Below are 23,415 nucleotides of genomic sequence, written 5' to 3'. Positions count from 1 at the left end.
AAGATGGAACAGCCCCTCAACGCCCACAAGGCCGGCACCATCAAGGGCCTCACCGCCGACGTCGGCGCCTCCCTCACCTCCGGCGCCGCCATCTGTGAGATCAAGGACTGACCCGGAGTCACGAGAAGATCCGTCTACGCGCCCGGCGGGGGCTCCCTCCGCCGGGCGCGCGGCGTTCGGGAGTCGTCCGGCGGAACACACCGTCCGGCGCTGCGCGTCGCACGGCGACACAGTCGTACGGCGGCGACGGCCGTACGGCGGAACGCGTCATACGGCGAACCGGTGATGCCGGGACCGGTGGGGCCGGGACCCGAGCGGATCGTGGTCCGGCGGCTCAGCGGCGGCGGAGGTCCGCCACCCGCGCCCGCTCCCGCTCAGCCCCCGAGCCCTGGTCGGCGCCCATGACCGCGGCCGCGCGCAGGCCCTGGGTGCCGGGGACCTGGCCGCGGCGAGGGCCCGGCAGGGGTACGTCCCGGCGCTGCTGGCGGGCCTGGGCGGAGTCACCCCCCGAGCCGCCGTGGCCCCCGGCGTTTCCCGCCGCGCCCGCTCCGGCCACCGCGATCTGGACGCCCTGGTCGGCCAGGGCCTGGAGTTCGGTGGCGGCGCGGTCGTCGTGCGCGGGCGGCTCGTCGGTGACGAGGCGGGTGATGAGGTCCGTCGGCACGGTCTGGAACATGGTGTCCGCGCCCAGCTTGGTGTGGTCCGCGAGGACCACCACCTCCGAGGCGGCCTGCACCAGCGCCCGGTCGACGGAGGCGGAGAGCATGTTGGACGTGGACAGCCCGCGCTCGGCGGTGAGCCCGCTCCCGGAGAGGAAGGCGCGGGAGACCCGCAGCCCCTGGAGGGACTGCTCGGCGCCGGAGCCGACGAGGGCGTAGTTGGACCCGCGCAGCGTCCCGCCGGTCATCACGACCTCGACGCGGTTGGCGTGGGCCAGCGCCTGGGCGACCAGGAGGGAGTTGGTGACGACGGTCAGCCCGGGGATCCGGGCGAGCCGACGGGCCAGCTCCTGCGTGGTGGTGCCCGCCCCGACCACGATGGCCTCGCCCTCTTCGACGAAGTTGGCGGCGAGGTCGGCGATGGCCGTCTTCTCGGCGGTCGCGAGATGAGACTTCTGCGGAAAGCCGGACTCCCGCGTGAACCCGCCCGGCAGTACCGCACCGCCGTGCCGGCGGTCGAGGAGTCCTTCTGCCTCCAGCGCGCGCACGTCCCGTCGTACGGTCACTTCGGAGGTCTGGACGACGCGGGCGAGTTCCCGGAGCGACACCGCTCCGTTCGCTCGCACCATTTCGAGGATCAATTGGCGACGTTCTGCAGCGAACACGAAACTGACAGTAACCCCAACGACCGTCTGCTTTCAGCAGTATGCGCCGAATAACAGAAGTTGTTCGCACAGCAGGGGCGGAAGTGGTATAGGAGCCTACTCCCGCCGCCTATGCCGTACGCATGGTCGACGACCCTCCGTGACCAGCGAGGACATGAATTCGGCCGTCAGCCGCCGTCGCCCGCCTTACGGGTGTGCAGCTGCCGCGCGACCTCCGCGATCGAGCCCGAAAGGGAGGGATACACGGTGAAGGCGTTCGCGATCTGTTCGACCGTCAGATTGTTGTCGACGGCGATCGAGATCGGATGGATCAGTTCCGACGCGCGCGGCGCCACGACCACACCGCCGACCACGATCCCGGTGCCCGGCCGGCAGAAGATCTTCACGAAGCCGTCGCGGATGCCCTGCATCTTCGCGCGCGGGTTGCGCAGCAGCGGCAGCTTCACGACCCGGGCGTCGATCTTGCCGGCGTCGACGTCGGCCTGGGTGTAGCCGACGGTGGCGATCTCCGGGTCGGTGAACACGTTCGACGAGACGGTCTTCAGGTTCAGCGGGGCCACCGCGTCGCCGAGGAAGTGGTACATGGCGATCCGGCCCTGCATGGCCGCCACCGAGGCGAGCGCGAAGACACCGGTCACGTCACCGGCCGCGTAGACGCCGGGAGCGGTCGTGCGGGACACCTTGTCGGTCCAGATGTGCCCGGAGTCGCGCAGCTTGACGCCCGCCTCCTCCAGACCCATGCCCTCGGTGTTGGGGATGGCGCCGACGGCCATCAGGCAGTGCGTGCCGGTGATGACCCGGCCGTCCGCGAGCGTGACCTCGACGCGGTCGCCGACCCGTTTGGCGGACTGGGCGCGCGAGCGCGCCATGACGTTCATGCCGCGCCGCCGGAACACGTCCTCCAGCACGGCGGCGGCGTCCGGGTCCTCGCCCGGCAGCACCCGGTCGCGGGACGACACCAGCGTCACCTTCGAACCGAGCGCCTGGTAGGCGCCGGCGAACTCGGCACCGGTGACACCGGAGCCGACCACGATCAGCTCCTCCGGGAGCTCGTTGAGGTCGTAGACCTGGGTCCAGTTGAGGATGCGCTCGCCGTCGGGCTGGGCGTCGGGCAGCTCGCGCGGATGACCGCCGGTGGCGATAAGGACCGCGTCGGCGGTCAGCGTCTCCTCGTTGCCGTCGGCCGCGCGCACCACGACCTTGCGCGATCCGTCCAGGCCCTGCTGCCCCTCCAGCCGGCCGCGCCCGCGCACCACCCGGGCGCCGGCGCGCGTCACGGAGGCGGTGATGTCGTGCGACTGGGCGAGCGCCAGCCGCTTCACCCGGCGGTTGACCTTGCCGAGGTCGACCCCGACGACACGCGCGGGCGTGTCGATGTGCGGGGTGTCGTCCGCGACGATGATCCCGAGCTCCTCGTACGACGAGTCGAAGGTGGTCATCACCTCGGCCGTCGCGATGAGCGTCTTCGACGGCACGCAGTCGGTCAGGACCGACGCACCGCCCAGACCGTCGCAGTCGACGACGGTCACCTCCGCACCGAGCTGAGCGGCGACCAGCGCCGCTTCGTATCCGCCGGGTCCGCCACCGATGATCACGATCCGAGTCACGTACTCCATTGTCCCGCACGCTTCAAGGTGCGCCCGCCCCGGGGGCCCGGGCGGGGCTGCCGGACGTGCCGCCCGCGACGGAAGTGACAGCCGAGCCGACTGCCGTACCCTCTCCCCATGTCGCTCTACGCCGCGTACGCCGGCAATCTCGACGCGCGGCTGATGACCCGCCGCGCCCCGCACTCGCCGCTGCGCGCCACGGGCTGGCTGAACGGCTGGCGACTGACGTTCGGCGGCGAGCAGCTCGGCTGGGAGGGCGCGCTCGCCACGATCGTCGAGGACCCGATCGCACAGGTCTTCGTGGCGCTGTACGACATCGCCCCGATGGACGAGGAGTCCCTGGACCGCTGGGTCGGCGTCGGCCTGGAGGTCTACCGCCGGACGCGGGTCCGGGTGCACACCCTCGACGGCGAGGAGCAGGCCTGGGCGTACGTCCTGAACGGCTACGAGGGCGGTCTGCCGTCGGCCCGCTATCTGGGTGAGATCGCCGACGCGGCGGAATCCGCCGGGGCGCCGCACGACTACGTCATGGAACTGCGCAAGCGCCCCTGCTGACCCGTTTCCACCGCGGGCCACACCACTCCTCCCAACCTCACCGCCCTCACCTCTCGTCGGAAACGACAAGACAACGATCGCGATCCCGTGAGCTCTGTCATCTACGCGCGTAGGCATTGACCGGCTACCCTCGACCGCGTGAACGCATCTCTTCTTCCGGACGACATCCAGGGCGACCCTCACGCCGCCGCCGACGCCGCCGCCGCGCGCCTGCGCGAACTGACCGGCGCCGAGTCCCACGACGTCGCCCTCGTGATGGGCTCCGGCTGGGCACCGGCCGTGGACGCGCTGGGCGCTCCCGACGCCGAGTTCCAGGTCACCGAGCTGCCCGGCTTCCCGCCGCCGGCGGTCGAGGGGCACGGCGGCAAGGTCCGCTCGTACCGCATCGGTGACAAGCGCGCCATGGTCTTCCTGGGCCGCACCCACTACTACGAGGGCCGTGGCGTGGCCGCCGTCGCGCACGGTGTGCGCACCGCGGTCGCCGCGGGCGTCAAGACCATCGTCCTGACCAACGGCTGCGGCGGTCTGCGCGAGGGCATGCGCCCCGGTCAGCCGGTGCTGATCAGCGACCACATCAACCTGACGGCGACCTCCCCGATCGTGGGCGCGAACTTCGTCGACCTCACCGACCTGTACTCGCCGCGCCTGCGCGCCCTGTGCAAGGAGATCGACCCCACCCTCGAAGAGGGTGTCTACGCGCAGTTCCCCGGCCCGCACTACGAGACCCCGGCCGAGATCCGCATGGCCCGCGTCATCGGCGCGGACCTGGTCGGCATGTCGACGGTCCTGGAGGCCATCGCCGCCCGCGAGGCGGGTGCGGAGGTGCTCGGCATCTCCCTGGTCACCAACCTCGCCGCGGGCATGACCGGCGAGCCGCTGAACCACGAGGAGGTCCTCCAGGCCGGCCGTGACTCGGCGGCCCGCATGGGCTCCCTGCTGGCCCAGGTCCTGGGCCGCCTGTAACCCGGCAAAGCGCGGCCGGACGGGGGCCGCGGGCCGCCGGCGAGGCGGCCCCCGCCCCCTGAGCCGCGGCGCGCAGGGGGCGCGCCGGGCACCCGAGGGAAGAACGGCACCGCGCCGGACCGAGGACGGACGTCCCCGGCGCGGCCCCGACCCCCGCCCCACCGGCAGGCGCTACAACAAGCCCCACAGACCCGCACAGGCCGCCGCGGGCATCACCCGCGCACGCGGGCGGCACACCCGCGCCCGCCCGCACCCGCGGCGACGAACAGACGAACGAGAGGCTGACCCGACGTGCACGACGACCTCATCGCCCGCGCCCAGGCATGGCTCGCCGAGGACCCCGACACGGAGACCCGCGACGAACTCGCCGGGCTCATCGACGCGCACGACGTCCAGGAGCTCACCGCCCGTTTCAGCGGCACCCTCCAGTTCGGCACCGCCGGCCTGCGGGGCGAACTCGGCGCCGGCCCGATGCGCATGAACCGCTCGGTCGTCATCCGCGCCGCCGCCGGCCTCGCCGCGTACCTGAACAAGAACGGCCGGACCGGCGGCCTCGTCGTCATCGGCCACGACGCCCGCCACAAGTCGGAGGACTTCGCGCGCGACACCGCCGCCGTGATGACCGGCGCCGGCCTGCGCGCCGCCCTCCTGCCGCGCCCGCTGCCGACCCCCGTGCTCGCCTTCGCCATAAGGCACCTCGGCGCGGTCGCCGGCGTGGAGGTCACGGCCAGCCACAACCCGCCCCGGGACAACGGCTACAAGGTGTACCTGGGCGACGGCTCCCAGATCGTCCCGCCCGCGGACGCCGACATCGCCGCGGAGATCGCCGCGATCCCGTCCCTCACCACGGTCTCCCGCCCCACCGAGGGCTGGGAGACCCTCGACGACAGCGTCCTGGACGCCTACCTGGCCCGCACCGACGCCGTCCTCGACCCCGCCTCCCCCCGCACCGCGCGCACCGTCTACACGGCCATGCACGGCGTCGGCAAGGACACCCTCCTCGCCGCCTTCGCCCGCGCCGGATTCCCCGCCCCGGTCCTCGTCGCCGAGCAGGCCGAGCCGGACCCCGACTTCCCGACGGTCGCCTTCCCCAACCCGGAGGAGCCCGGCGCGATGGACCTCGCCTTCGCGAAGGCCCGCGAGACGGACCCCGACCTGGTCATCGCCAACGACCCGGACGCCGACCGCTGCGCCGTGGCCGTCCCGGACGGCGGCGAGTGGCGGATGCTCCGCGGCGACGAGGTCGGCGCCCTGCTCGCCGCCCACCTGGTGAACCGCGGAGCGCGCGGCACCTTCGCGGAGTCGATCGTCTCCTCCTCCCTCCTCGGCCGTATCGCCGAGAAGGCGAACCTCCCGTACGAGGAGACCCTGACCGGCTTCAAGTGGATCGCCCGCGTCGACGGCCTGCGCTACGGCTACGAGGAGGCCCTGGGCTACTGCGTCGACCCGGAGGGCGTCCGCGACAAGGACGGCATCACCGCGGCGCTGCTGATCACGGAGCTGGCCTCGGTCCTCAAGGAGGAGAACCGCACCCTCCTCGACCTCCTGGACGACCTCGCGGTGGAGCACGGCCTGCACGCCACCGACCAGCTGTCGGTCCGCGTGGAGGACCTCTCGGTCATCGCGGACGCCATGCGCCGCCTGCGCGAGCAGCCCCCGGCCGAGCTGGCGGGCCTGGCCGTCACGAACGCCGAGGACCTGACGAAGGGCACGGAACTGCTGCCGCCGACCGACGGCCTGCGCTACACCCTGGACGGCGCCCGCGTCATCGTCCGGCCCAGCGGCACGGAACCGAAGCTGAAGTGCTACCTGGAGGTGGTGGTCCCGGTCGCCACCCACGCCGACCTCCCGGCCGCCCGCACCCAGGCGGCGAACCAGCTGACGTCCCTCAAGCACGACCTGGCGTCCGCGGCCGGCATCTGAAAAAAGCAAGGGTGGGTGCCAAAAACCCCACAGGCACCCACCCCCCGAAGGGGCACGGGTAACCGCGCACCCAGCCCGAACACCCCCGCACCCACTCCCCCGCCCGCACCCACCCCCCAGGGGCGCGGGGAACCGCGCGACCAGCCCCCACCCACCCGCAGACACACAACACCGGCACCCGCACCGGCACCGGAACCGGAACCGGCACCAACACCGGCCCACAACACCCGCACCGCACCCCGCAGGGGCCCCGCAGGGAACCTCACCCCACCCCGAGCAACACCCCCATCAGCACCGCCCCGGCCACCACGGGCCCAGCCACCTCGTAGGCCCACCGCACGGTGACCTCCCCCTGCGAGCCCTCCGCCCCCGCCCGCGCTTCCGTCAGCTCGCGCAGCTCCTCCATGATCTGATCGGCCTGCGCCCGCACGGGCCCCTCCGGGACGGCACCGGCACCGGCACCGCCCCCGAACCCGCCGAGCCCGCCGCCGAAGCCCCCGCCGAGCCCCCGCTCGCCGCCGCCTCGCAGGCCGCCGGGCCTGCCGCCCGCCTCCGCGGCCCGCCGGGAGGACTCCCGCCGCGCCGCCCGCTTGCGCCCGCGCAGCGACACGGGCACGGCCCACAGCTGGTACTTCCTGCCGGACTTCGCGACGACCTCGTTGGAGTAGCCGGACCGCAGCGAGACGACCTCGCCCCAGGGCAGCACGATCACCCGGAACGGGTTGCGGATCCGCAGCCGGTCCTCGTTGGCGAACACCGCGGGCCGCACGGTGAAGGCGGACACCAGCGGCACCACCATCAGCAGCGTCGCCAGCGCCAGCCACGGCGTGCGCCCGTCGCCGGCGACGATCGCGTCGATGCCGAGCCACCCGGCGAGGCCGAGCAGCAGCACACCGCCGGCGATGCCCGCGGGCGACCGGTAGATCCGGTCCTTGGACACGGGGGACTCGGGGGACTGGGGGGTCGTCATGGCCCGATTGTGCCCGACGCCCCGGGAGGCGCTCATGCGTGGTGCCGCCGCCGTGGATGAGCAGTGGGGGCTGTACAGCCGCTACGCGCGTAGATATGCTCGTCTGGTGACCATGCCCACCTCCCCCAAGTTCTCGGCCTCGCTCGAACAGGGCGGTGCCCCCACCCCCTCCGCACACGCTCTCGGCGACGTCACCGCGTCCGACAGCACGCTGCGCCGCTTCCTCCACGGGCTGCCCGGCGTCGACGCGGTCGGCCTGGAGGCGCGCGCGGCCTCCCTCGGCACCCGTTCCATCAAGACGACCGCCAAGGCGTACGCCATCGACCTGGCCATCTCGATGGTCGACCTGACGACGCTGGAAGGCGCGGACACCCCGGGCAAGGTCCGGGCGCTCGGCGCCAAGGCGGTCCACCCGGACCCGACCGACCGCACGACTCCCTCGACCGCGGCCGTCTGCGTCTATCCCGACATGGTGCCCGCCGCCAAGGAGGCGGTCGCCGGCTCCTCGGTGAAGGTCGCCTCGGTCGCCACCGCCTTCCCGGCGGGCCGCGCGCCGATCGCCGTCAAGCTGGCCGACGTCCGTGAGGCCGTCGCCGCGGGCGCGGACGAGATCGACATGGTCATCGACCGCGGGGCGTTCCTCGCGGGCCACTACATGAAGGTCCACGACGAGATCGTCGCCGTGAAGGAGGCCTGCGGGACGAGCGCCCGCCTCAAGGTCATCTTCGAGACCGGCGAGCTGTCGACGTACGACAACATCCGCCGCGCCAGCTGGCTCGGCATGCTGGCCGGAGCGGACTTCATCAAGACGTCCACCGGCAAGGTCGCGGTGAACGCCACGCCCGCCAACACCCTCCTCATGCTCGAAGCGGTCCGCGACTTCCGCGCCCAGACCGGCGTCCAGATCGGCGTGAAGCCCGCCGGCGGCATCCGCACCAGCAAGGACGCGATCAAGTTCCTCGTCCTGGTCAACGAGACCGCCGGCGAGGACTGGCTGGACAACCACTGGTTCCGCTTCGGCGCCTCCTCGCTTCTGAACGACCTGCTGATGCAGCGTCAGAAGCTGGCCACCGGCCGCTACTCCGGCCCCGACTACGTGACGGTGGACTGATCACCATGGCATCGGCATTCGCATACGCCCCCGCACCCGAGTCCCGCTCGGTCGTCGACATCGCGCCCTCGTACGGCCTGTTCATCGACGGCGAGTTCACCGAGGCGGCCGACGGCAAGGTCTTCAAGACGGTCAGCCCCTCGACCGAGGAGGTCCTCTCCGAGATCGCCCAGGCCGGCGAGGCGGACGTGGACCGCGCGGTGCAGGCCGCCCGCAAGGCGTTCGAGAAGTGGTCGGCGCTGCCCGGCTCGGAGCGCGCCAAGTACCTGTTCCGGATCGCCCGGATCATCCAGGAGCGCAGCCGTGAGCTGGCCGTCCTGGAGACCCTGGACAACGGCAAGCCCATCAGGGAGACCCGCGACGCCGACCTGCCCCTGGTCGCCGCGCACTTCTTCTACTACGCGGGCTGGGCCGACAAGCTGGACCACGCCGGCTTCGGCGCGAACCCGCGCCCGCTGGGCGTGGCCGGCCAGGTCATCCCCTGGAACTTCCCGCTGCTGATGCTGGCGTGGAAGATCGCCCCGGCGCTGGCGACCGGCAACACGGTCGTGCTGAAGCCCGCCGAGACGACCCCGCTCTCGGCCCTCTTCTTCGCGGACATCTGCCGCCAGGCGGGCCTGCCCAAGGGCGTCGTCAACATCCTCCCCGGCTACGGCGACACGGGCGCCGCGCTCGTCGCGCACCCGGGTGTGGACAAGGTCGCCTTCACCGGCTCCACCGCGGTCGGCAAGGAGATCGCCCGCACGGTCGCCGGCTCCCGCAAGAAGCTCACCCTGGAGCTGGGCGGCAAGGGCGCCAACATCGTCTTCGACGACGCCCCGATCGACCAGGCCGTCGAGGGCATCGTCAACGGCATCTTCTTCAACCAGGGCCAGGTCTGCTGCGCGGGCAGCCGTCTGCTGGTCCAGGAGTCGATCCAGGACGAGCTGCTGGACTCCCTCAAGCGCCGCCTGTCCACGCTCCGCCTGGGCGACCCGCTGGACAAGAACACCGACATCGGCGCGATCAACTCCGCCGAGCAGCTCTCCCGGATCACCTCGCTCGTCGAGCGGGGCGAGGCGGAGGGCGCCGAGCGCTGGTCGCCGGCGTGCGAGCTGCCGGAGAGCGGCTACTGGTTCGCCCCGACGCTGTTCACCGGCGTCACCCAGGCGCACACCGTCGCCCGCGACGAGATCTTCGGCCCGGTCCTGTCGGTGCTGACCTTCCGCACCCCGGACGAGGCCGTCGCCAAGGCCAACAACACCCCGTACGGCCTCTCGGCGGGCATCTGGACCGAGAAGGGCTCCCGCATCCTGGCGGTGGCGAACAAGCTTCGCGCGGGCGTCGTCTGGTCCAACACGTTCAACAAGTTCGACCCGACCTCGCCGTTCGGCGGTTACAAGGAGTCGGGCTTCGGCCGCGAGGGCGGCCGCCACGGCCTGGAGGCGTACCTCGATGTCTGATCGGCTTTCCGTACTGAAGACCTACAAGCTGTACGTCGGCGGGAAGTTCCCGCGTTCCGAGAGCGGCCGGGTGTACGAGGTGACGGACTCGAAGGGCAAGTGGCTGGCCAACGCGCCGCAGTCGTCCCGCAAGGACGCCCGTGACGCGGTCGTCGCCGCCCGCAAGGCGTTCGGCGGCTGGTCCGGCGCGACGGCGTACAACCGGGGCCAGGTCCTCTACCGCGTCGCGGAGATGCTGGAGGGCCGCAGGAGCCAGTTCGTCCACGAGGTCGCCGCCGCCGAGGGCCTGTCGAAGTCCCAGGCGGCCGAGCAGGTCGAGGCGGCCGTCGACCGCTGGGTCTGGTACGCGGGCTGGACCGACAAGATCGCCCAGGTGGTGGGCGGCGGCAATCCGGTCGCGGGCCCGTACTTCAACCTGTCCTCCCCCGAGCCCACCGGCGTGGTGGCGGTGCTGGCCCCGCAGGAGTCGTCGTTCCTCGGCCTGGTCTCGGTGATCGCCCCGGTGATCGCGACGGGCAACACGGCGGTCGTGATCGCCTCCGAGAGGTCCCCGCTGCCCGCGCTGTCCCTGGGCGAGGTGCTGGCCACCTCCGACGTCCCCGGCGGCGTGGTCAACGTCCTGTCGGGCCGTACGGCGGAGATCGCGGCGCCGCTCGCCGCGCACCAGGACGTCAACGCGATCGACCTGGCGGGCGCCGACGAGGCGCTGGCGAAGGAGCTGGAGATCGCGGCGGCCGACAACCTCAAGCGCGTGCTGCGTCCACAGCCTGTGGACGACTGGTCGGCGACTCCGGGCATCGACCGGATGACGGCGTTCCTGGAGACCAAGACGGTCTGGCACCCGACGGGTTCCCTCGGCGCCTCCGGCTCGTCCTACTGAGCCACCGGGCCCGCGCAGCCCTAAGGGCCGCGCCTCCCCTCCGTCCGGGGGAGCCGCGGCCCTCTGTTCGCGCGCGCTCAGCCCTGGGCGCCGCCCAGCAGCCCCGTCACCTGCCCCACCACCGGCATCCCGCCGACGGACTGCGCCTGCGCCACCGGCCCGGTGAGCGCCTGGGAGGTCAGCGGCTGGAAGTCGGCGAGCTGGGTGCCGACGCCGTTGTCGAGCGGGTCGACGCCGGTGCCCGCGAGCGGGTTGGGCTTGAGTCCGGCGACCGGCCCGGTGACGTACGGGAGCACGCCGCTCAGCGCCTGCACCCCGCCCTGCGGGTCGATCTTGCCCAGCGAGGTGGCGCGCCACGGCACCTCCACGGGCGCGTCGGCCGCAAAGGCCGTCCCCGCGCCCGCCCCCAGGGCGGCGCCCGCGGTCGCGAGGGCGACCAGGGCGCGGCGGCCGGTCGGGGTCTTGGGCAAGTCGTGTCGGGCCATCGCTGCTGCCACCTTCTGCTCCGTGCGGTAACCAGGTCGACACGAAGGGTAGTTGAGGTGTGACGCGCGCATCAAAGCCGACCCGCGGGGTCGTACGGGGGCGGCCCGATGCCTCACACTGGTGTCCCGTGAGTCCCCATCCACCCATACCCGCCCGGGTCGTGCTGCTCTGCGGCCCCTCCGGCTCCGGCAAGTCCCTCCTCGCGGCCCGCTCCGGCCTTCCGGTGCTGCGGCTCGACGACTTCTACAAGGAGGGCACCGATCCCACGCTGCCACGGGTGGCGGGAAGCTCCGACATCGACTGGGACCACCCCGACTCGTGGGACGCGGACACCGCGGTCGCCGCGATCGAGGAACTGTGCCGCACCGGCCGTACCGGCATACCGGTCTACGACATCTCGCTGAGCGCCCGCACCGGTGTGGACGCGATCGACATCGGCCGCACCCCGCTGTTCATCGCGGAGGGCATCTTCGCCGCCGAGATCGTCAGCCGCTGCCGGGAACTGGGCCTGCTGGCCGACGCGCTGTGCCTGAACCGGGGCGCGGTGACGACGTTCCGCCGGCGCTTCCTGCGGGACCTCAGGGAGGGCCGCAAATCGGTGCCGTTCCTGCTGCGCCGCGGCTGGCGGCTGATGCGCGACGAGCGGTCCATCGTGGCCCGCCAGACCGCGCTCGGCGCCCACGCCTGCGACCGGGACGAGGCGCTGGACCGCCTCGCGGCCGCGGCGGCCGAGGGCCGCGCCACGGCGGGTACGGCGGCGTAGCACCGCACCCGGCGGACACGCGGAGACGGACACAGCAGAACGGGACTGGACGGACCCCCCGGCCCTCCAGTCCCGCTCTCCTTGGTGCTCCCCCGTGAGGCGCTCCCCCGTGGGTCCCCCCAGGACCCCCGTAGCTCCTCGCGTTCCCCCGTGTCCCCCGTTGTTGCTTCCCCCCGTTACCTTCAGGCGACAAGCTCCCCGAAGGCGTTCTCCTCGTCACGGTCGAAGCTCAGGGCCTCGTCCTCGCGCAGCCGGCGCAGCGAGCGCCAGATGCTGGACTTCACCGTGCCGACACTGATATCGAGGATGTCCGCGATCTCCGGGTCCGTGCGGCCCTCGTAGTAGCGCAGGACCAGCATGGTGCGCTGGAGTTCGGGCAGCCGGGCCAGCGCCTGCCACAGGACCGCGCGCAGCTCGGTGCCGCGCATCGCGTCCGTGTCGCCGGGTGTCTCCGGCAGTTCCTCGGTCGGGTACTCGTTGAGCTTGCGGCGCCGCCAGGCGCTGATGTGCAGGTTGGTCATGGTGCGGCGCAGATAGCCGCCGACCGCCGCCTTGTCACTGATCCGGTCCCACGCCCGGTAGGTCGAGAACAGCGCGCTCTGGAGCAGGTCCTCGGCCTCGAAGCGGTCACCGGTGAGGTGGTAGGCGGTGGCGTACAGGGAGGCGCGGCGCTCCTGGACGTAGGCCGTGAACTCGGCCTCCGACAGCGAGCGGCGCTCCCCCGTGTCCTCCCTGTACGCGGATCCCCCGTGCGTTTCCCCCGTGAAACCGTCAACCACCGTCATGTAGGCGGTGTGCTGACGCCCGGTGCCGCGAGCGCACCCCCGCCCGCTCACGGCACCGGACTTCTCCGAACCCCGGGCGTGCACATCGTGCAGACGCGTGATCACTGCGCTGGTGCTGGTGCCGTGCAGCGTGTTCATCTCGCGCCCCCCGTCGTGGACTTCCCGGTGTTCTGTCTTGCTTCCGTGCTTGTGTCGAAAAGCTTGCCCGGGTGACTTCATCGCCGTGTCCGCCGACTGTCACAGACCTGTCACAGGGGTCGGCCGCAGGAAGAACCCAGCGCGGTCACAGGACGAGCGGTACGGCTACGCGGGCGCCCGAGTGTCGTATCCGGAACCGCCATGGGCCAGAATGAGGCGCGTGCCTTCCCTGTTGCTGATCGAGGACGACGACGCCATCCGTACGGCCCTGGAGCTCTCACTGACGCGCCAGGGACACCGCGTGGCGACCGCTGCCAGTGGTGAGGACGGTCTGAAGCTGCTGCGTGAGCAGCGCCCGGATCTGATCGTGCTGGATGTGATGCTGCCCGGCATCGACGGGTTCGAGGTGTGCCGGCGCATCCGGCGCACGGACCAGTTGCCGATCATTCTGCTGACCGCGCGCAGCGACGACATCGACGTGGTGGTCGGGCTGGAGTCCGGCGCCGACGACTATGTGGTCAAACCCGTGCAGGGGCGGGTGCTCGACGCCCGCATCCGGGCGGTGCTGCGGCGCGGAGAGCGTGAGTCGAACGACGCGGCCACCTTCGGCAGCCTCGTCATCGACCGCGCCGCGATGACGGTGACGAAGAACGGGGAGGATCTGCAGCTCACGCCGACCGAGCTGCGGCTGCTCCTGGAGCTGAGCCGGCGGCCCGGTCAGGCGCTGTCCCGGCAGCAGCTGCTGCGGCTGGTGTGGGAGCACGACTACCTCGGCGACTCGCGCCTGGTGGACGCCTGTGTCCAGCGGCTGCGCGCGAAGGTCGAGGACGTGCCGTCGTCGCCGACGCTGATCCGCACGGTCCGTGGTGTGGGCTACCGGCTGGATCCGCCTCAGTGACACGACGGCAAGGGGGGCTGCGCGGCTGGGCCGTGGCACGCAAGGGAGTTCTGGCCGGGTGGCGCTTCACCAGTCTGCGGTTGCGGCTGGTCGTGGTGTTCGGCCTGGTCGCGCTGACGGCCGCGGTGTCGGCGTCGGCGATCGCGTACTGGCTCAACCGCGAGGCGGTGCTCACCCGTACCCAGGACGCGGTGCTGCGGGACTTCGAGCAGGAGATGCAGAACCGGGCGGGCGCGCTGCCCGAGCGGCCGGGGCAGGACGAACTCCAGCATGCGGCGGGCCAGATGGCGGCCGGAGGCCAGCAGTTCAGCGTGCTGCTCGTCGCCGAGAACGGTGACGGCGCGACGGTGTACGGCAGTTCGGGCGGCCTGAACGGCTTCTCGATCGAGGACGTGCCGGCCTCGCTGCGCACGGCGGTGAACAAGAAGCAGCCGCTCACCTCGAACAACAAGTCGCCGTACCACCTGTACTGGCAGCGGACCGTCGACGACGGCACCCCGTACCTGGTGGCCGGCACCCGGGTGATCGGCGGCGGGCCGACCGGCTACATGCTCAAGTCGCTGGAGCCGGAGGCCAAGGATCTCAACTCGCTGGCCTGGTCGCTGGGGATCGCCACCGGGCTGGCGCTGATCGGCTCGGCGCTGCTCGCGCAGGCCGCCGCCACGACCGTGCTGAAGCCGGTGCACCGGCTCGGGGTCGCCGCCCGGCGGCTCGGCGAGGGCAAGCTGGACACCCGGCTCAGGGTGTCGGGCACCGACGAACTGGCCGATCTGTCACGGACGTTCAACAACGCGGCGGCGGCGCTGGAGAAGCGGGTCGCGGACATGGCCGCGCGGGACGACGCGTCCCGGCGGTTCGTCGCGGACATGAGCCATGAGCTGCGCACGCCGCTGACCGCGATCACGGCCGTGACGGAGGTGCTGGAGGAGGAGCTGGAGTTCGAGGGCGGCGGCATCGACCCGATGATCGAGCCCGCCGTGCGGCTGGTGGTGAGCGAGACGCGCCGGCTGAACGACCTGGTCGAGAACCTGATGGAGGTCACCCGCTTCGACGCGGGGACCGCCCGGCTGGTCCTGGACGACGTCGATCTCGCCGACCAGATCACCGCCTGCATCGACGCCCGCGCCTGGCTGGACGCGGTGGAGCTGGACGCCGAGCGCGGCATCCACGCCCGCCTGGACCCGCGCCGGCTCGACGTGATCCTCGCCAACCTCATCGGCAACGCGCTCAAGCACGGCGGGTCGCCGGTGCGGGTCTCGGTGCGCGCGGAGGACGACTCGGTGGTGATCGCGGTCCGCGACCACGGGCCGGGCATCCCGCAGGACGTGCTGCCGCACGTGTTCGACCGGTTCTACAAGGCCAGCGCCTCCCGGCCGCGCTCCGAGGGCAGCGGCCTGGGCCTGTCCATCGCACTGGAGAACGCGCACATCCACGGCGGCGAGATCACCGCCGCCAACTCCCCGGAGGGCGGCGCGGTGTTCACGCTGCGGCTGCCGCGGGACAGCTCCGAGGTGGCCCGGCAGGAGGCCGAGGAGCAGGCGGGCGGCAGCGCCGGAAAGGGACAGGACGTCTGATGAACGTACGCCGTCTGCCGGCGGTCGCGCTGCTCGGCGCGGTGCTCGCCGGCTGCGGGATCCGGGCCACCGAGGTCCCGACCGACTTCGGTGCCGCGCCCTCGCGCGCGCACTGCTCGCTGGCCGCCCCGGACGTGGCCACGCAGACCTCGCGCGGGATGCCGGTGCAGGTGTTCCTGCTGTGCGGCTCGTCGCTGGTGACGGTCGACCGGACGGTGCGGGTCGCCGAGGGCGCGACGGACGCCGAGCGGCGGATGCTGGTGGCGCAGGGACTGCTGGACGAGCTGGCGCGGACGCCGTCGCCGGCCGAGAAGGAGGCCGGGTACACCACGGACGTGCGCGGCGGCGTCGAGGTCGCCGGGCCGCGCGACGGGGACCCCGAGGACACCCTGCGGCTGACCACCCCGCCCTCCGGACTGGCCTCCTACGCCCTGGCCCAGATCGTCTGCACGTTCTCCGACTCGGCGGCGGCCGAGGGCGACGGGTCGGTGATCCTGGGCGGCCCCGGCGAGGAGGCGCCGCGCCGCTACGAGTGCACGGACGAGGTGCGCGCCCGGCCGGGCTCGGCGGAGCCGCCGTCCTCGCGGGTGTCGGGCGGCTGAGACGGGGCTGCCGGGCGGGTGTGGTGCACGCCTCACCCGTACGTGCGGCGGCAACCCGGAACCGATCCTGCCGGAGGCCGCGTCTAGGGGGGCGTGCAGCGTCAAGGCTCCAGGGGCGGCAGCGCCGCGATCCACATCCGGGTGACAGGAGGTGTCCTCCTCGTCGCGCACCTCGCGTGCGTCGCCTGGCTGACGCTGCGTCCGCTGGACGTTCCCTGGGTGATGCCCGCCAATCTGCGTCCGCTGGACGGCATCCGGGCCGATCTGGCGCTGGGCTGGCCGGAGGCGGCCCGGCGGATCGGCGAGGGCCTGGCGCTGCTCGCGCCGCTCGGGGTGCTGCTGCCGATGGCGGGCGGCCGGCTGACCGGTTCGCCGCTGGTCTCCCTGATGCGTACGGCGGCCGCCGGGGCGTTGATCTCGCTGGCCATCGAGCTGCTGCAGACCGGCGTGCCGGGGCAGGTCGTGGATGTCGACTCCCTGCTGCTGAACACGGCCGGGGTGGCGCTCGCGCATCTCGCGGTGGTCCCGGCCGGCCGGGCCCGGCTGCGCCGCAGGGTGGAGCACCGGTATCCGTCCGCGCTCCCCCGGGAGGAGTCGCCTCAGGGTCGGACCCCGACGATTCCCAGGGTCGGGATCGCCCCGTGGAGCGATGCTTTGCCCCCTTCGTCTCCGTAACGTGGAGGGCAGCTGAGGCAGCCGGCCGGGCCGCCTCACCCCGACGCTCACGAGGAGTCGCCATGTCCCGCCTTGCCCGCCCCACCAGCGGTCGGATGATCGGCGGAGTGTGCGCAGCGCTGGCTCGGCGCTTCGGCACCTCCGCGACGACGATGCGCGTGATCTTCCTGGTCTCCTGCCTCCTGCCCGGACCGCAGTTCCTGCTCTACCTGGCGCTGTGGCTGCTGCTGCCGTCCGAGGACAAGGCGGCGCGCACGGCCTGGTGATCCGGCCGGCGTACGAAAGCCGATGGGGCGCACCCCGGTCTCGGGGTGCGCCCCATCGGCGCGTGCGGGTGCCGGTCAGCCCAGCGGGACGCCGTTCACCGGAAGGCCGTGCGTGGGCAGGCCCTGCACCGGCAGTCCGCCGAGCAGGCCGGTCGGGCCCTCGGCGAGCACCTTCTCGGCGGCCGGCTGTGCGGCGGCCAGGCCCGACTCCAGCGCGGTCTGCCCCTGGGCCACCGCCTCGCCGGAGCCCGGCAGGGCCTGGGTGAGGTTCTCCGCCGGCAGGGTGCGGGTCACGGTGTCCAGGGCCTCACCGGCGGCGTTCGGCACGGCGGGGGCGGCGTTGGCGGCGCCCGCACCGACGGCGGCGAAGGCGGCACCGAGCGCGGCGACACCGAGGGTCTTGGCAGCAGACTGCTTCATGGTGAATTGCGTCCTTGAATGACTCGTCATGGGATGAAGGTGGGGCTGAGAGGCGTCCAAGAACGTAAACACGCCCGGCGGTCGGCCGCAAACATCGAAATGCGGACGGATGGTGAACACCCGTCCGCGGCCGGTATGAACCGAGGGTGCCGAATCAGTCCTTCGGGGTGGCAGAACCGCTGGTGGAGACGGTCTGCTGGAACAGCCATTCGGACTTCAGCTCGGCATATCCGGGCTTGATGACGTCATTGATCATGGCCAGTCGTTCATCGAAAGGAATGAACGCTGATTTCATCGCATTGACGGAGAACCACTGCATGTCGTCGAGCGTGTAACCGAATGCCTCGACCAGGCGCTCGAATTCCCGGCTCATGCTGGTGCCGGACATCAATCTGTTGTCCGTGTTGACCGTGGCCCGGAAATGCAGACGGCGCAGCAGACCGATGGGGTGCTCGGCGTAGGAGCGGGCGGCGCCGGTCTGGAGGTTGGAGCTGGGGCACAGCTCCAGCGGGATGCGCTTGTCCCGGACGTAGGAGGCGAGCCGGCCGAGCCGGACGGTGCCGTCCTCGGCGACCTCGATGTCGTCGACGATCCGCACGCCGTGGCCGAGCCGGTCGGCGCCGCACCACTGGAGGGCCTGCCAGATGGACGGCAGGCCGAAGGCCTCGCCGGCGTGGATGGTGAAGTGGTTGTTCTCCCGCTTCAGGTACTCGAAGGCGTCGAGGTGCCGGGTGGGCGGATGGCCCGCCTCGGCGCCCGCGATGTCGAAGCCGACGACGCCGCGGTCGCGGTGGCGGTTGGCGAGTTCGGCGATCTCCAGGGAGCGGGCGGCGTGCCGCATCGCGGTGAGCAGCGCGCCGACGCGGATGCGCCGGCCGGCCTCCCTGGCCCGCCGTTCGCCCTCCCGGAAGCCCTCGTTGACGGCCTCGACGACCTCTTCGAGGCCGAGCCCGCCGTCGAGGTGCTGTTCGGGGGCGTAGCGGACCTCGGCGTAGACCACTCCGTCCTCGGCCAGGTCCTCGGCGCACTCGGCGGCGACCCGGACCAGGGCCTCGCGGGTCTGGAGCACGCCGACGGTGTGGGAGAAGGTCTCCAGGTACCGCTCCAGCGAGCCGGAGTCGGCGGCCTCGCGGAACCAGAGGCCGAGCTTGTCGGGGTCGGTCTCGGGGAGGTGGGGGTAGCCGGCGGCGCGGGCGAGTTCGACGATCGTGCCGGGGCGCAGACCGCCGTCGAGGTGGTCGTGGAGCAGAACCTTGGGCGCCCGGCGGATCTGGTCCGGGCTCGGGGTCGTCCCCGTCCGTTCAGTCTGGCTCGTCATTTTCGCACTCTAACTTTGACGCGCGTAGATCGCCGGTCGTGCCTCGCGTGTCGATACGCAACGGTGACCGCACGGACGGATGGCGTACACCGGCTCTTCTGACACTGTTCTGTCATGGCACAGCAAGCGACGGCGGTTCGCAGGGCCCGGCTCGGGCGGGCGTTCGGTCCGGAGCCGACGGCGGTGAGCGGCGTGGTGCTGCTGCTCCCCGGCGGCACGGAGACCTCCGCCCGCAGGCCGTCCCCGCTCCTGGCGGCCGCGTCCGTAAGGGCGTTGGGACGACGGCTGACGCGGGCGGGCGGCGCGGACGGCCTCGCCGTCCACGTCGTGCACTACCGCTACCGCGGCTGGAACGGCAGTGAGGCACGGCTCGCGGGCGACGCGACCTGGGCGGCGGACGAGGTCGTCCGGCGGTACGGGGACGTGCCGGTGTGTCTCACCGGGTTCGACATGGGCGGGCGGGCGGCGCTGCACGCGGCCGGGCACGAGGCCGTCAACTCCGTGGTGGCGATCGCCCCCTGGCTGCCGGAGGACGATGTCGCGGCGCCACCCGAACCGGTGAAACAGCTGGCGGGACGGCGGGTGCTGATGGTGCACGGGACCAATGACGAGCGCACCGATCCCGAGCTGTCCTTCCGGCTGGCGGCGCGGGTGAAGAAGGTCAACCGGGAGGTGTGCCGGTTCGAAGTGCACTCCGACCGGCACCGGTTGCAGCAGCACCGGGACGAAGTGCGGGCGCTGGTGGAGGACTTCGTGATGGGGGCGATGTTCGGGCGGCCGTTGTCGCGGCCGGTCGAGGACGCGCTGGCGGCTCCGCCGCCGCTGGGGCTGCGGATGCCGCTCGCCTCCGGGTTCGGCAGCTCGCTGCGGCGGCGGTAGCGTCGGCGGGCCCGTGCCTCAGGCCGGCAGCAGGCTTCCCCGCTTCGAGAGCAGGAACTTCTTGAAGGCGGCCACCGGGGGTGTGTCCGGGTGGCCGTCCAGCCAGGCGACGCCGATCTCGCGGACCGCCCTCGGCGCGGTGACCGTCAGCTCCACCACTCCCGGGCGCGGCACCGCCGGCGGCGGCAGCAGGGCCACGCCCAGGCCGGCGGCGACCAGGCCCCGCAGGGTCTCCGCCTCCTCGCCCTCGAAGGCGACCCGCGGTTTGAAGCCGGCCTCCTGGCAGAGCGCGTCGGTGATGCGGCGCAGGCCGTAGCCGGGTTCCAGGGTCACGAAGGACTCGTCGGCGGCCTCGGCGAGGCGGACCCGGCGGCGGCCGGCCAGCCGGTGGTCGGCGGGCACGACCAGCCGGAGCTTCTGCTCGTCCAGGCGGCGGGCGACCAGGTCGGGCGCGTCGGGCACGGGGGAGGTCAGGCAGAGGTCGAGGTCGCCGGCGCGCAGCCGCTCGATCATGGCCTCGCCGTAGTTCTGGACCAGGCTGAAGCGCACCCGCGGATGGTCGGCGCGGAAGGCGCGGATGAGGCCGGGGACGGTCTCGGTGCCCAGGGTGTGCAGAAAGCCGAAGGCGACCTTGCCGGTGGCCGGGTCGGCGTCCGCGCGGACCTCCTCGGCGGCCCGCTCGATCTCCGCGAGGGCGCGTTCCACCGAGGTGAGGAAGGTGCGGCCGGCGGGGGTGAGGGCGACGGTGCGGCCGCGGCGGGCGAACAGGTCGACGCCGAGGTCCTGTTCCAGGCGGACCAGGGACCGCGAGAGCGTCGACTGGGGGACGTTCAGCTCCTGCGCGGCGCGGGTGACGTGCTCGGTGCGGGCCACGCCCGCGAAGTAGGCGAGCCGCGGGGCCAGCGTGATCGCCATGTCTTCTGTGTCACTGGACTGTGACAGGTGGGGCTGTGACCTCTGCTGATGCACCATGGGATCGATTATGGCAATTTCATGCATTGGACGGATGAGCGGCGGGGTCCGTAGCTTCGAAGCATGTCTCCCGCCAGTACCGGGGCGTCCACCACCGTGGGCGCCGTACCGACCGTCTCCGCCTCCGACGTCCCCGTCACCGACTCGCGCATGGCCCCGGGCGGGCCCGGCTACCGCCGTATGGCCTTCGCCCTCTTCCTCGCGGGTGTCGCGACCTTCGCGCTGCTCTACTCCACCCAGGCCCTGCTGCCGCTGATCTCCGGCGACTTCGGGGTGACGGCGAGCGAGGCGAGCTGGACGGTGGCCGCCTCGACCGGCGGGCTGGCGCTGTTCGTGATCCCGATGAGCGCGCTCTCCGAGCGGTTCGGACGGCGTACGGTCATGACCGCGTCCCTGGCGGTGGCGGTGACCGTCGCGCTCCTGGTGCCCTTCGCGCCGTCGCTGGCCGCGCTGGTCGTGCTGCGGGCGGTGCAGGGCGCGGCGCTGGCCGGGGTGCCGGCGTCGGCGACGGCGTATCTGGCGGAGGAGGTCCGGCCCAAGGCGCTGATCACCGCGATCGGCCTGTTCGTCGCGGGCAACAGCGTCGGCGGCATGAGCGGCCGGGTCATCACCGGCTGGGTCGCCCAGGAGTGGGGCTGGCGGGTCGCGCTCGGTGTGCTGGGCCTGGTCGCGGTGGGCTGCGCGGTCGCCTTCCGGCTGCTGCTGCCGGCGCCCCGGCACTTCGTGCCCGGGTCCTCGCGGCCGCGGGTGCTGGCCGCCACGGTCCGCGCCCACCTCGCCGACCCGCTGCTGCGCCGGCTGTACGCGATCGGCGCGCTGTTCATGACCGTCTTCGGCGGGGTGTACACGGTGATCGGCTACCGGCTGACGGACGCGCCGTTCTCCCTGCCGCAGGGCGTCGTCGGCTCGATCTTCCTGGTCTACCTGGTCGGTACGGTGTCGGCGTCCACGGCGGGGCGGCTGGTCGGCCGGCTGGGCCGCCGGGGCGCGCTGTACCTGGGCGGCGGCACCACCGCGGCGGGCCTGCTGCTGTCGCTGGCGGACTCGCTGCCGCTGGTGCTGCTGGGTCTGGTGCTGATCACGGCGGGCTTCTTCGCCGGGCACGCGGTGGCCTCCTCGGCGGTCAGCAAGACGGCGACGCACGGGCGGGCGCAGGCCTCGGCGCTGTACCAGTCGGCGTACTACATCGGCTCCAGCGCGGGCAGCACGGCCGGTGCCGTGGCCTTCCACGCGGGCGGCTGGGCCGGGACGGTCGGCGTCGGGCTGCTGGCGGTGGCCGGGGTCGTCGGGATCACCGTGCTCGGATCGCGTGCGGCGGCGCGCGCGGTGCCCCGGACCGCCTGACCGCTCCCCCTTCCCCACCTGCGGGTTCCGCCACTCCGGGGGCCGTTGTCAGTGGGCTGCGGTAGCTTCCGAAGTGATGGGGCGCACAGGCGCGGCACACAACGGCCACAGGGGTGGGTGGACGATGGGCGACGGCACGGCGACGACCGATCTGGACGTCGAACTGGAGAAGTACCGGGTCGAACTGACCGGCTACTGCTACCGCATGCTCGGCTCCTCCTTCGAGGCGGAGGACGCGGTGCAGGACACCATGGTCCGGGCCTGGCGCAATCACGAGAAGTTCGAGGGCCGCTCCAGCCTGCGCTCATGGCTCTACCGGATCGCGACCAACGTCTGCCTGGACATGCTGACGGCCGGCAACAAGCGCGCCCGGCCGATGGACCTGACCGAGGCGACCCCGCTCACCCGAGCCGCCCTCTCCCCCCGCCCGGACCACACCTGGCTGGAGCCCATGCCCGACGCCCGGGTGCTGCCCGCCACCGCCGACCCCGCGGAGGCCGCGGTCGCCAAGGAGTCGGTGCGGCTGGCGTTCATGGCGGCGCTCCAGCGGCTGCCGGCCAAGCAGCGGGCGGTGCTGATCCTGCGGGAGGTGCTGGCCTGGCGGGCGAGCGAGGTCGCCGAGCTGCTCGACACCTCGGTCGCCTCCGTCAACAGCGCCCTCCAGCGGGCCCGCGCCACTCTCGCCGAGCGTGCCGACACGGGCGCCGACGCCTCGGTCTCGGACCCCTTGGACGAGGACCAGCAGAAGCTCCTGGAGCGCTATGTGGCGGCGTTCGAGGGGTACGACATGACGGCGCTGACGGCCCTGCTGCACGAGGACGCCGTCATGACGATGCCGCCGTTCGACCTGTGGCTGCGCGGCGCCGCCGACATCACCGGTTTCATGACGACGCTCGGATCCGCGTGCGCGGACTCGCGGCTGCGGCCGGTCGAGGTCAACGGCCTGCCCGGCTTCGCGCACTACAAGCCGGACCCGGAGAGCGGCGGCTTCACACCGTGGGCGGTGCAGGTCCTGGAGATCTCAGACGGCCGGATCACCGGGTTCCACTGCTTCCTGGACACCAAGCGGTGGTTCCCGCTGTTCGGGCTGCCCCTCCACCTCGAAGCGGAGACCGACCAGGTCGAGGAGGGCGTGTAGCGCCGGGTCCGGGTCCCGCAGCCGGATCCGGCCCCCGGCGCGCCGGGCCGTGAGCTGAAGCCGCGCCAGCAGATCGACGACGGCGAGGCCCGGTGGCCCGAGCCCGCCGACGTCGCACACCACCACCGCCGCCCCACCGCCCTCCAGCAGCGCCCGCACCCGCTCGCACAGACCCCTCACCTCGTCCCGGGTGACGGGTCCGGCCAGCATGAGTTCAGCGGGTGTCATGGCGTCCACGTGCGGTAGACCGGGCGGCCGGGCGGAACTCATCGCGGGGCGGGCGTCATGGGCATCACATTGACCGGGCTGTGATCTTGCCTCGAAGGTGATTGCATGCCACACCTAACATCGCCGCCCGCCCTGCCCGCGCCGACCGTGGCGC

25 protein-coding genes are annotated in these 23,415 nt (G+C 72.5%); 16 read left to right on the top strand and 9 right to left on the bottom strand.

What is annotated here, in order from left to right; all coding sequences use genetic code 11:
• Positions 1 to 111, top strand: a 111-nt coding sequence (locus ABT232_RS32310; protein WP_351846641.1) for a biotin/lipoyl-containing protein, incomplete at its 5' end; no start/stop codon positions are given.
• A gap of 223 nt (positions 112 to 334) precedes the next feature.
• Here ABT232_RS32310 and ABT232_RS32305 read toward each other — a convergent pair.
• Both ABT232_RS32305 and ABT232_RS32300 read right to left on the bottom strand, forming a co-directional pair.
• Positions 335 to 1,324, bottom strand: coding sequence for a DeoR/GlpR family DNA-binding transcription regulator (locus tag ABT232_RS32305; RefSeq protein WP_351846625.1), 990 nt, complete (start codon positions 1,322 to 1,324; stop codon positions 335 to 337).
• Positions 1,325 to 1,491: 167 nt separating this feature from the next.
• A complete protein-coding gene (locus tag ABT232_RS32300) occupies positions 1,492 to 2,940 on the bottom strand; it encodes an NAD(P)H-quinone dehydrogenase (protein WP_351846622.1) in 1,449 nt (482 codons plus the stop codon).
• A 108-nt stretch (positions 2,941 to 3,048) separates the two neighbouring features.
• On the opposite strand from ABT232_RS32300, the gene ABT232_RS32295 reads away from it, so the two are divergent.
• The 3 genes from ABT232_RS32295 to ABT232_RS32285 all read left to right on the top strand — a co-directional run bounded on the left by ABT232_RS32295 (position 3,049) and on the right by ABT232_RS32285 (position 6,372).
• Complete coding sequence (locus tag ABT232_RS32295) at positions 3,049 to 3,486, top strand: gamma-glutamylcyclotransferase family protein (RefSeq protein ID WP_351846619.1); 438 nt, start codon at positions 3,049 to 3,051, stop codon at positions 3,484 to 3,486.
• 138 nt (positions 3,487 to 3,624) lie between these two features.
• A complete protein-coding gene (locus tag ABT232_RS32290) occupies positions 3,625 to 4,449 on the top strand; it encodes a purine-nucleoside phosphorylase (RefSeq protein ID WP_351846616.1) in 825 nt (274 codons plus the stop codon).
• Positions 4,450 to 4,740: 291 nt separating this feature from the next.
• Positions 4,741 to 6,372 carry a phospho-sugar mutase gene (locus ABT232_RS32285; RefSeq protein WP_351846613.1) on the top strand — a complete coding sequence of 544 codons (1,632 nt, stop codon included), beginning with the start codon at positions 4,741 to 4,743 and terminating at the stop codon, positions 6,370 to 6,372.
• Between the two features lie 262 nt (positions 6,373 to 6,634).
• Here the strand turns inward: ABT232_RS32285 and ABT232_RS32280 are convergent, their stop codons facing one another.
• Positions 6,635 to 7,342, bottom strand: coding sequence for a PH domain-containing protein (locus ABT232_RS32280; protein ID WP_351846611.1), 708 nt, complete (start codon positions 7,340 to 7,342; stop codon positions 6,635 to 6,637).
• A 112-nt stretch (positions 7,343 to 7,454) separates the two neighbouring features.
• Between ABT232_RS32280 and deoC the strand changes: the two genes are divergently transcribed.
• Genes deoC through ABT232_RS32265 form a run of 3 tightly spaced genes read left to right on the top strand, consistent with a single transcriptional unit; the run spans position 7,455 to position 10,775 of the window.
• Positions 7,455 to 8,453: a deoxyribose-phosphate aldolase gene (gene deoC / locus ABT232_RS32275; protein WP_351846639.1), complete on the top strand. Its 999-nt coding sequence runs from the start codon at positions 7,455 to 7,457 to the stop codon at positions 8,451 to 8,453.
• Between the two features lie 5 nt (positions 8,454 to 8,458).
• Complete coding sequence (locus tag ABT232_RS32270; protein WP_351846609.1) at positions 8,459 to 9,895, top strand: aldehyde dehydrogenase family protein; 1,437 nt, start codon at positions 8,459 to 8,461, stop codon at positions 9,893 to 9,895.
• Positions 9,888 to 10,775 (top strand): aldehyde dehydrogenase family protein, encoded by an 888-nt coding sequence (locus ABT232_RS32265; RefSeq protein ID WP_351846607.1) that lies wholly within the window; start codon positions 9,888 to 9,890, stop codon positions 10,773 to 10,775. The genes ABT232_RS32270 and ABT232_RS32265 overlap by 8 nt, the downstream gene beginning before the upstream one ends.
• 77 nt (positions 10,776 to 10,852) lie before the next feature.
• Here ABT232_RS32265 and ABT232_RS32260 read toward each other — a convergent pair whose 3' ends face one another.
• Positions 10,853 to 11,260, bottom strand: a complete 408-nt coding sequence (locus tag ABT232_RS32260) for a hypothetical protein (protein ID WP_351846605.1) — start codon at positions 11,258 to 11,260, stop codon at positions 10,853 to 10,855.
• A 59-nt stretch (positions 11,261 to 11,319) separates the two neighbouring features.
• On the opposite strand from ABT232_RS32260, the gene ABT232_RS32255 reads away from it, so the two are divergent.
• Positions 11,320 to 12,024, top strand: coding sequence for a uridine kinase family protein (locus ABT232_RS32255; protein ID WP_351846603.1), 705 nt, complete (start codon positions 11,320 to 11,322; stop codon positions 12,022 to 12,024).
• A 182-nt stretch (positions 12,025 to 12,206) separates the two neighbouring features.
• Here ABT232_RS32255 and ABT232_RS32250 read toward each other — a convergent pair whose 3' ends face one another.
• Complete coding sequence (locus ABT232_RS32250; protein WP_351846600.1) at positions 12,207 to 12,947, bottom strand: SigE family RNA polymerase sigma factor; 741 nt, start codon at positions 12,945 to 12,947, stop codon at positions 12,207 to 12,209.
• A 220-nt stretch (positions 12,948 to 13,167) separates the two neighbouring features.
• Between ABT232_RS32250 and afsQ1 the strand changes: the two genes are divergently transcribed.
• From afsQ1 to ABT232_RS32225, 5 genes are all read left to right on the top strand, one after another.
• Complete coding sequence (gene afsQ1 / locus ABT232_RS32245) at positions 13,168 to 13,845, top strand: two-component system response regulator AfsQ1 (RefSeq protein ID WP_053760127.1); 678 nt, start codon at positions 13,168 to 13,170, stop codon at positions 13,843 to 13,845.
• Entirely contained in the window at positions 13,842 to 15,419 is a 1,578-nt protein-coding gene (locus ABT232_RS32240) for an ATP-binding protein (RefSeq protein ID WP_351846597.1), read from the top strand. Before afsQ1 ends, ABT232_RS32240 begins: the two co-directional genes overlap by 4 nt.
• A complete protein-coding gene (locus tag ABT232_RS32235; protein ID WP_351846594.1) occupies positions 15,419 to 16,021 on the top strand; it encodes a hypothetical protein in 603 nt (200 codons plus the stop codon). The genes ABT232_RS32240 and ABT232_RS32235 overlap by 1 nt, the downstream gene beginning before the upstream one ends.
• Before the next feature lie 93 nt (positions 16,022 to 16,114).
• On the top strand, positions 16,115 to 16,696 hold the full coding sequence (locus ABT232_RS32230; RefSeq protein ID WP_351846591.1) for a VanZ family protein: 582 nt from the start codon (positions 16,115 to 16,117) through the stop codon (positions 16,694 to 16,696).
• Between the two features lie 62 nt (positions 16,697 to 16,758).
• A complete protein-coding gene (locus ABT232_RS32225; protein ID WP_351846588.1) occupies positions 16,759 to 16,962 on the top strand; it encodes a PspC domain-containing protein in 204 nt (67 codons plus the stop codon).
• A gap of 75 nt (positions 16,963 to 17,037) precedes the next feature.
• On the opposite strand, the gene ABT232_RS32220 is transcribed toward ABT232_RS32225, so the two are convergent.
• Complete coding sequence (locus ABT232_RS32220; protein ID WP_351846586.1) at positions 17,038 to 17,382, bottom strand: ATP-binding protein; 345 nt, start codon at positions 17,380 to 17,382, stop codon at positions 17,038 to 17,040.
• A 154-nt stretch (positions 17,383 to 17,536) separates the two neighbouring features.
• Entirely contained in the window at positions 17,537 to 18,700 is a 1,164-nt protein-coding gene (locus tag ABT232_RS32215; RefSeq protein WP_351846584.1) for an adenosine deaminase, read from the bottom strand.
• Between the two features lie 114 nt (positions 18,701 to 18,814).
• Here ABT232_RS32215 and ABT232_RS32210 point away from each other — a divergent pair, with 114 nt between their 5' ends.
• Complete coding sequence (locus ABT232_RS32210) at positions 18,815 to 19,579, top strand: alpha/beta hydrolase (RefSeq protein WP_351846582.1); 765 nt, start codon at positions 18,815 to 18,817, stop codon at positions 19,577 to 19,579.
• 18 nt (positions 19,580 to 19,597) lie between these two features.
• Here the strand turns inward: ABT232_RS32210 and ABT232_RS32205 are convergent, their stop codons facing one another.
• Entirely contained in the window at positions 19,598 to 20,551 is a 954-nt protein-coding gene (locus ABT232_RS32205) for a LysR family transcriptional regulator (RefSeq protein WP_351846579.1), read from the bottom strand.
• 63 nt (positions 20,552 to 20,614) lie between these two features.
• Here ABT232_RS32205 and ABT232_RS32200 point away from each other — a divergent pair, with 63 nt between their 5' ends.
• Both ABT232_RS32200 and ABT232_RS32195 read left to right on the top strand, forming a co-directional pair.
• Entirely contained in the window at positions 20,615 to 21,895 is a 1,281-nt protein-coding gene (locus ABT232_RS32200; protein WP_351846577.1) for an MFS transporter, read from the top strand.
• 124 nt (positions 21,896 to 22,019) lie between these two features.
• Entirely contained in the window at positions 22,020 to 23,033 is a 1,014-nt protein-coding gene (locus tag ABT232_RS32195; protein WP_351846574.1) for a sigma-70 family RNA polymerase sigma factor, read from the top strand.
• On the opposite strand, the gene ABT232_RS32190 is transcribed toward ABT232_RS32195, so the two are convergent.
• Complete coding sequence (locus ABT232_RS32190; RefSeq protein WP_351846572.1) at positions 22,917 to 23,303, bottom strand: STAS domain-containing protein; 387 nt, start codon at positions 23,301 to 23,303, stop codon at positions 22,917 to 22,919. The genes ABT232_RS32195 and ABT232_RS32190 overlap by 117 nt on opposite strands.
• Positions 23,304 to 23,415: the final 112 nt, after the last annotated feature.

It is taken from the genome of Streptomyces sp. NPDC001532, from assembly GCF_040298625.1.
Lineage (GTDB): Bacteria > Actinomycetota > Actinomycetes > Streptomycetales > Streptomycetaceae > Streptomyces.
Note: the sequence above shows the minus strand (reverse complement) of the source record. Positions and strands in the feature narration are given on the sequence as shown.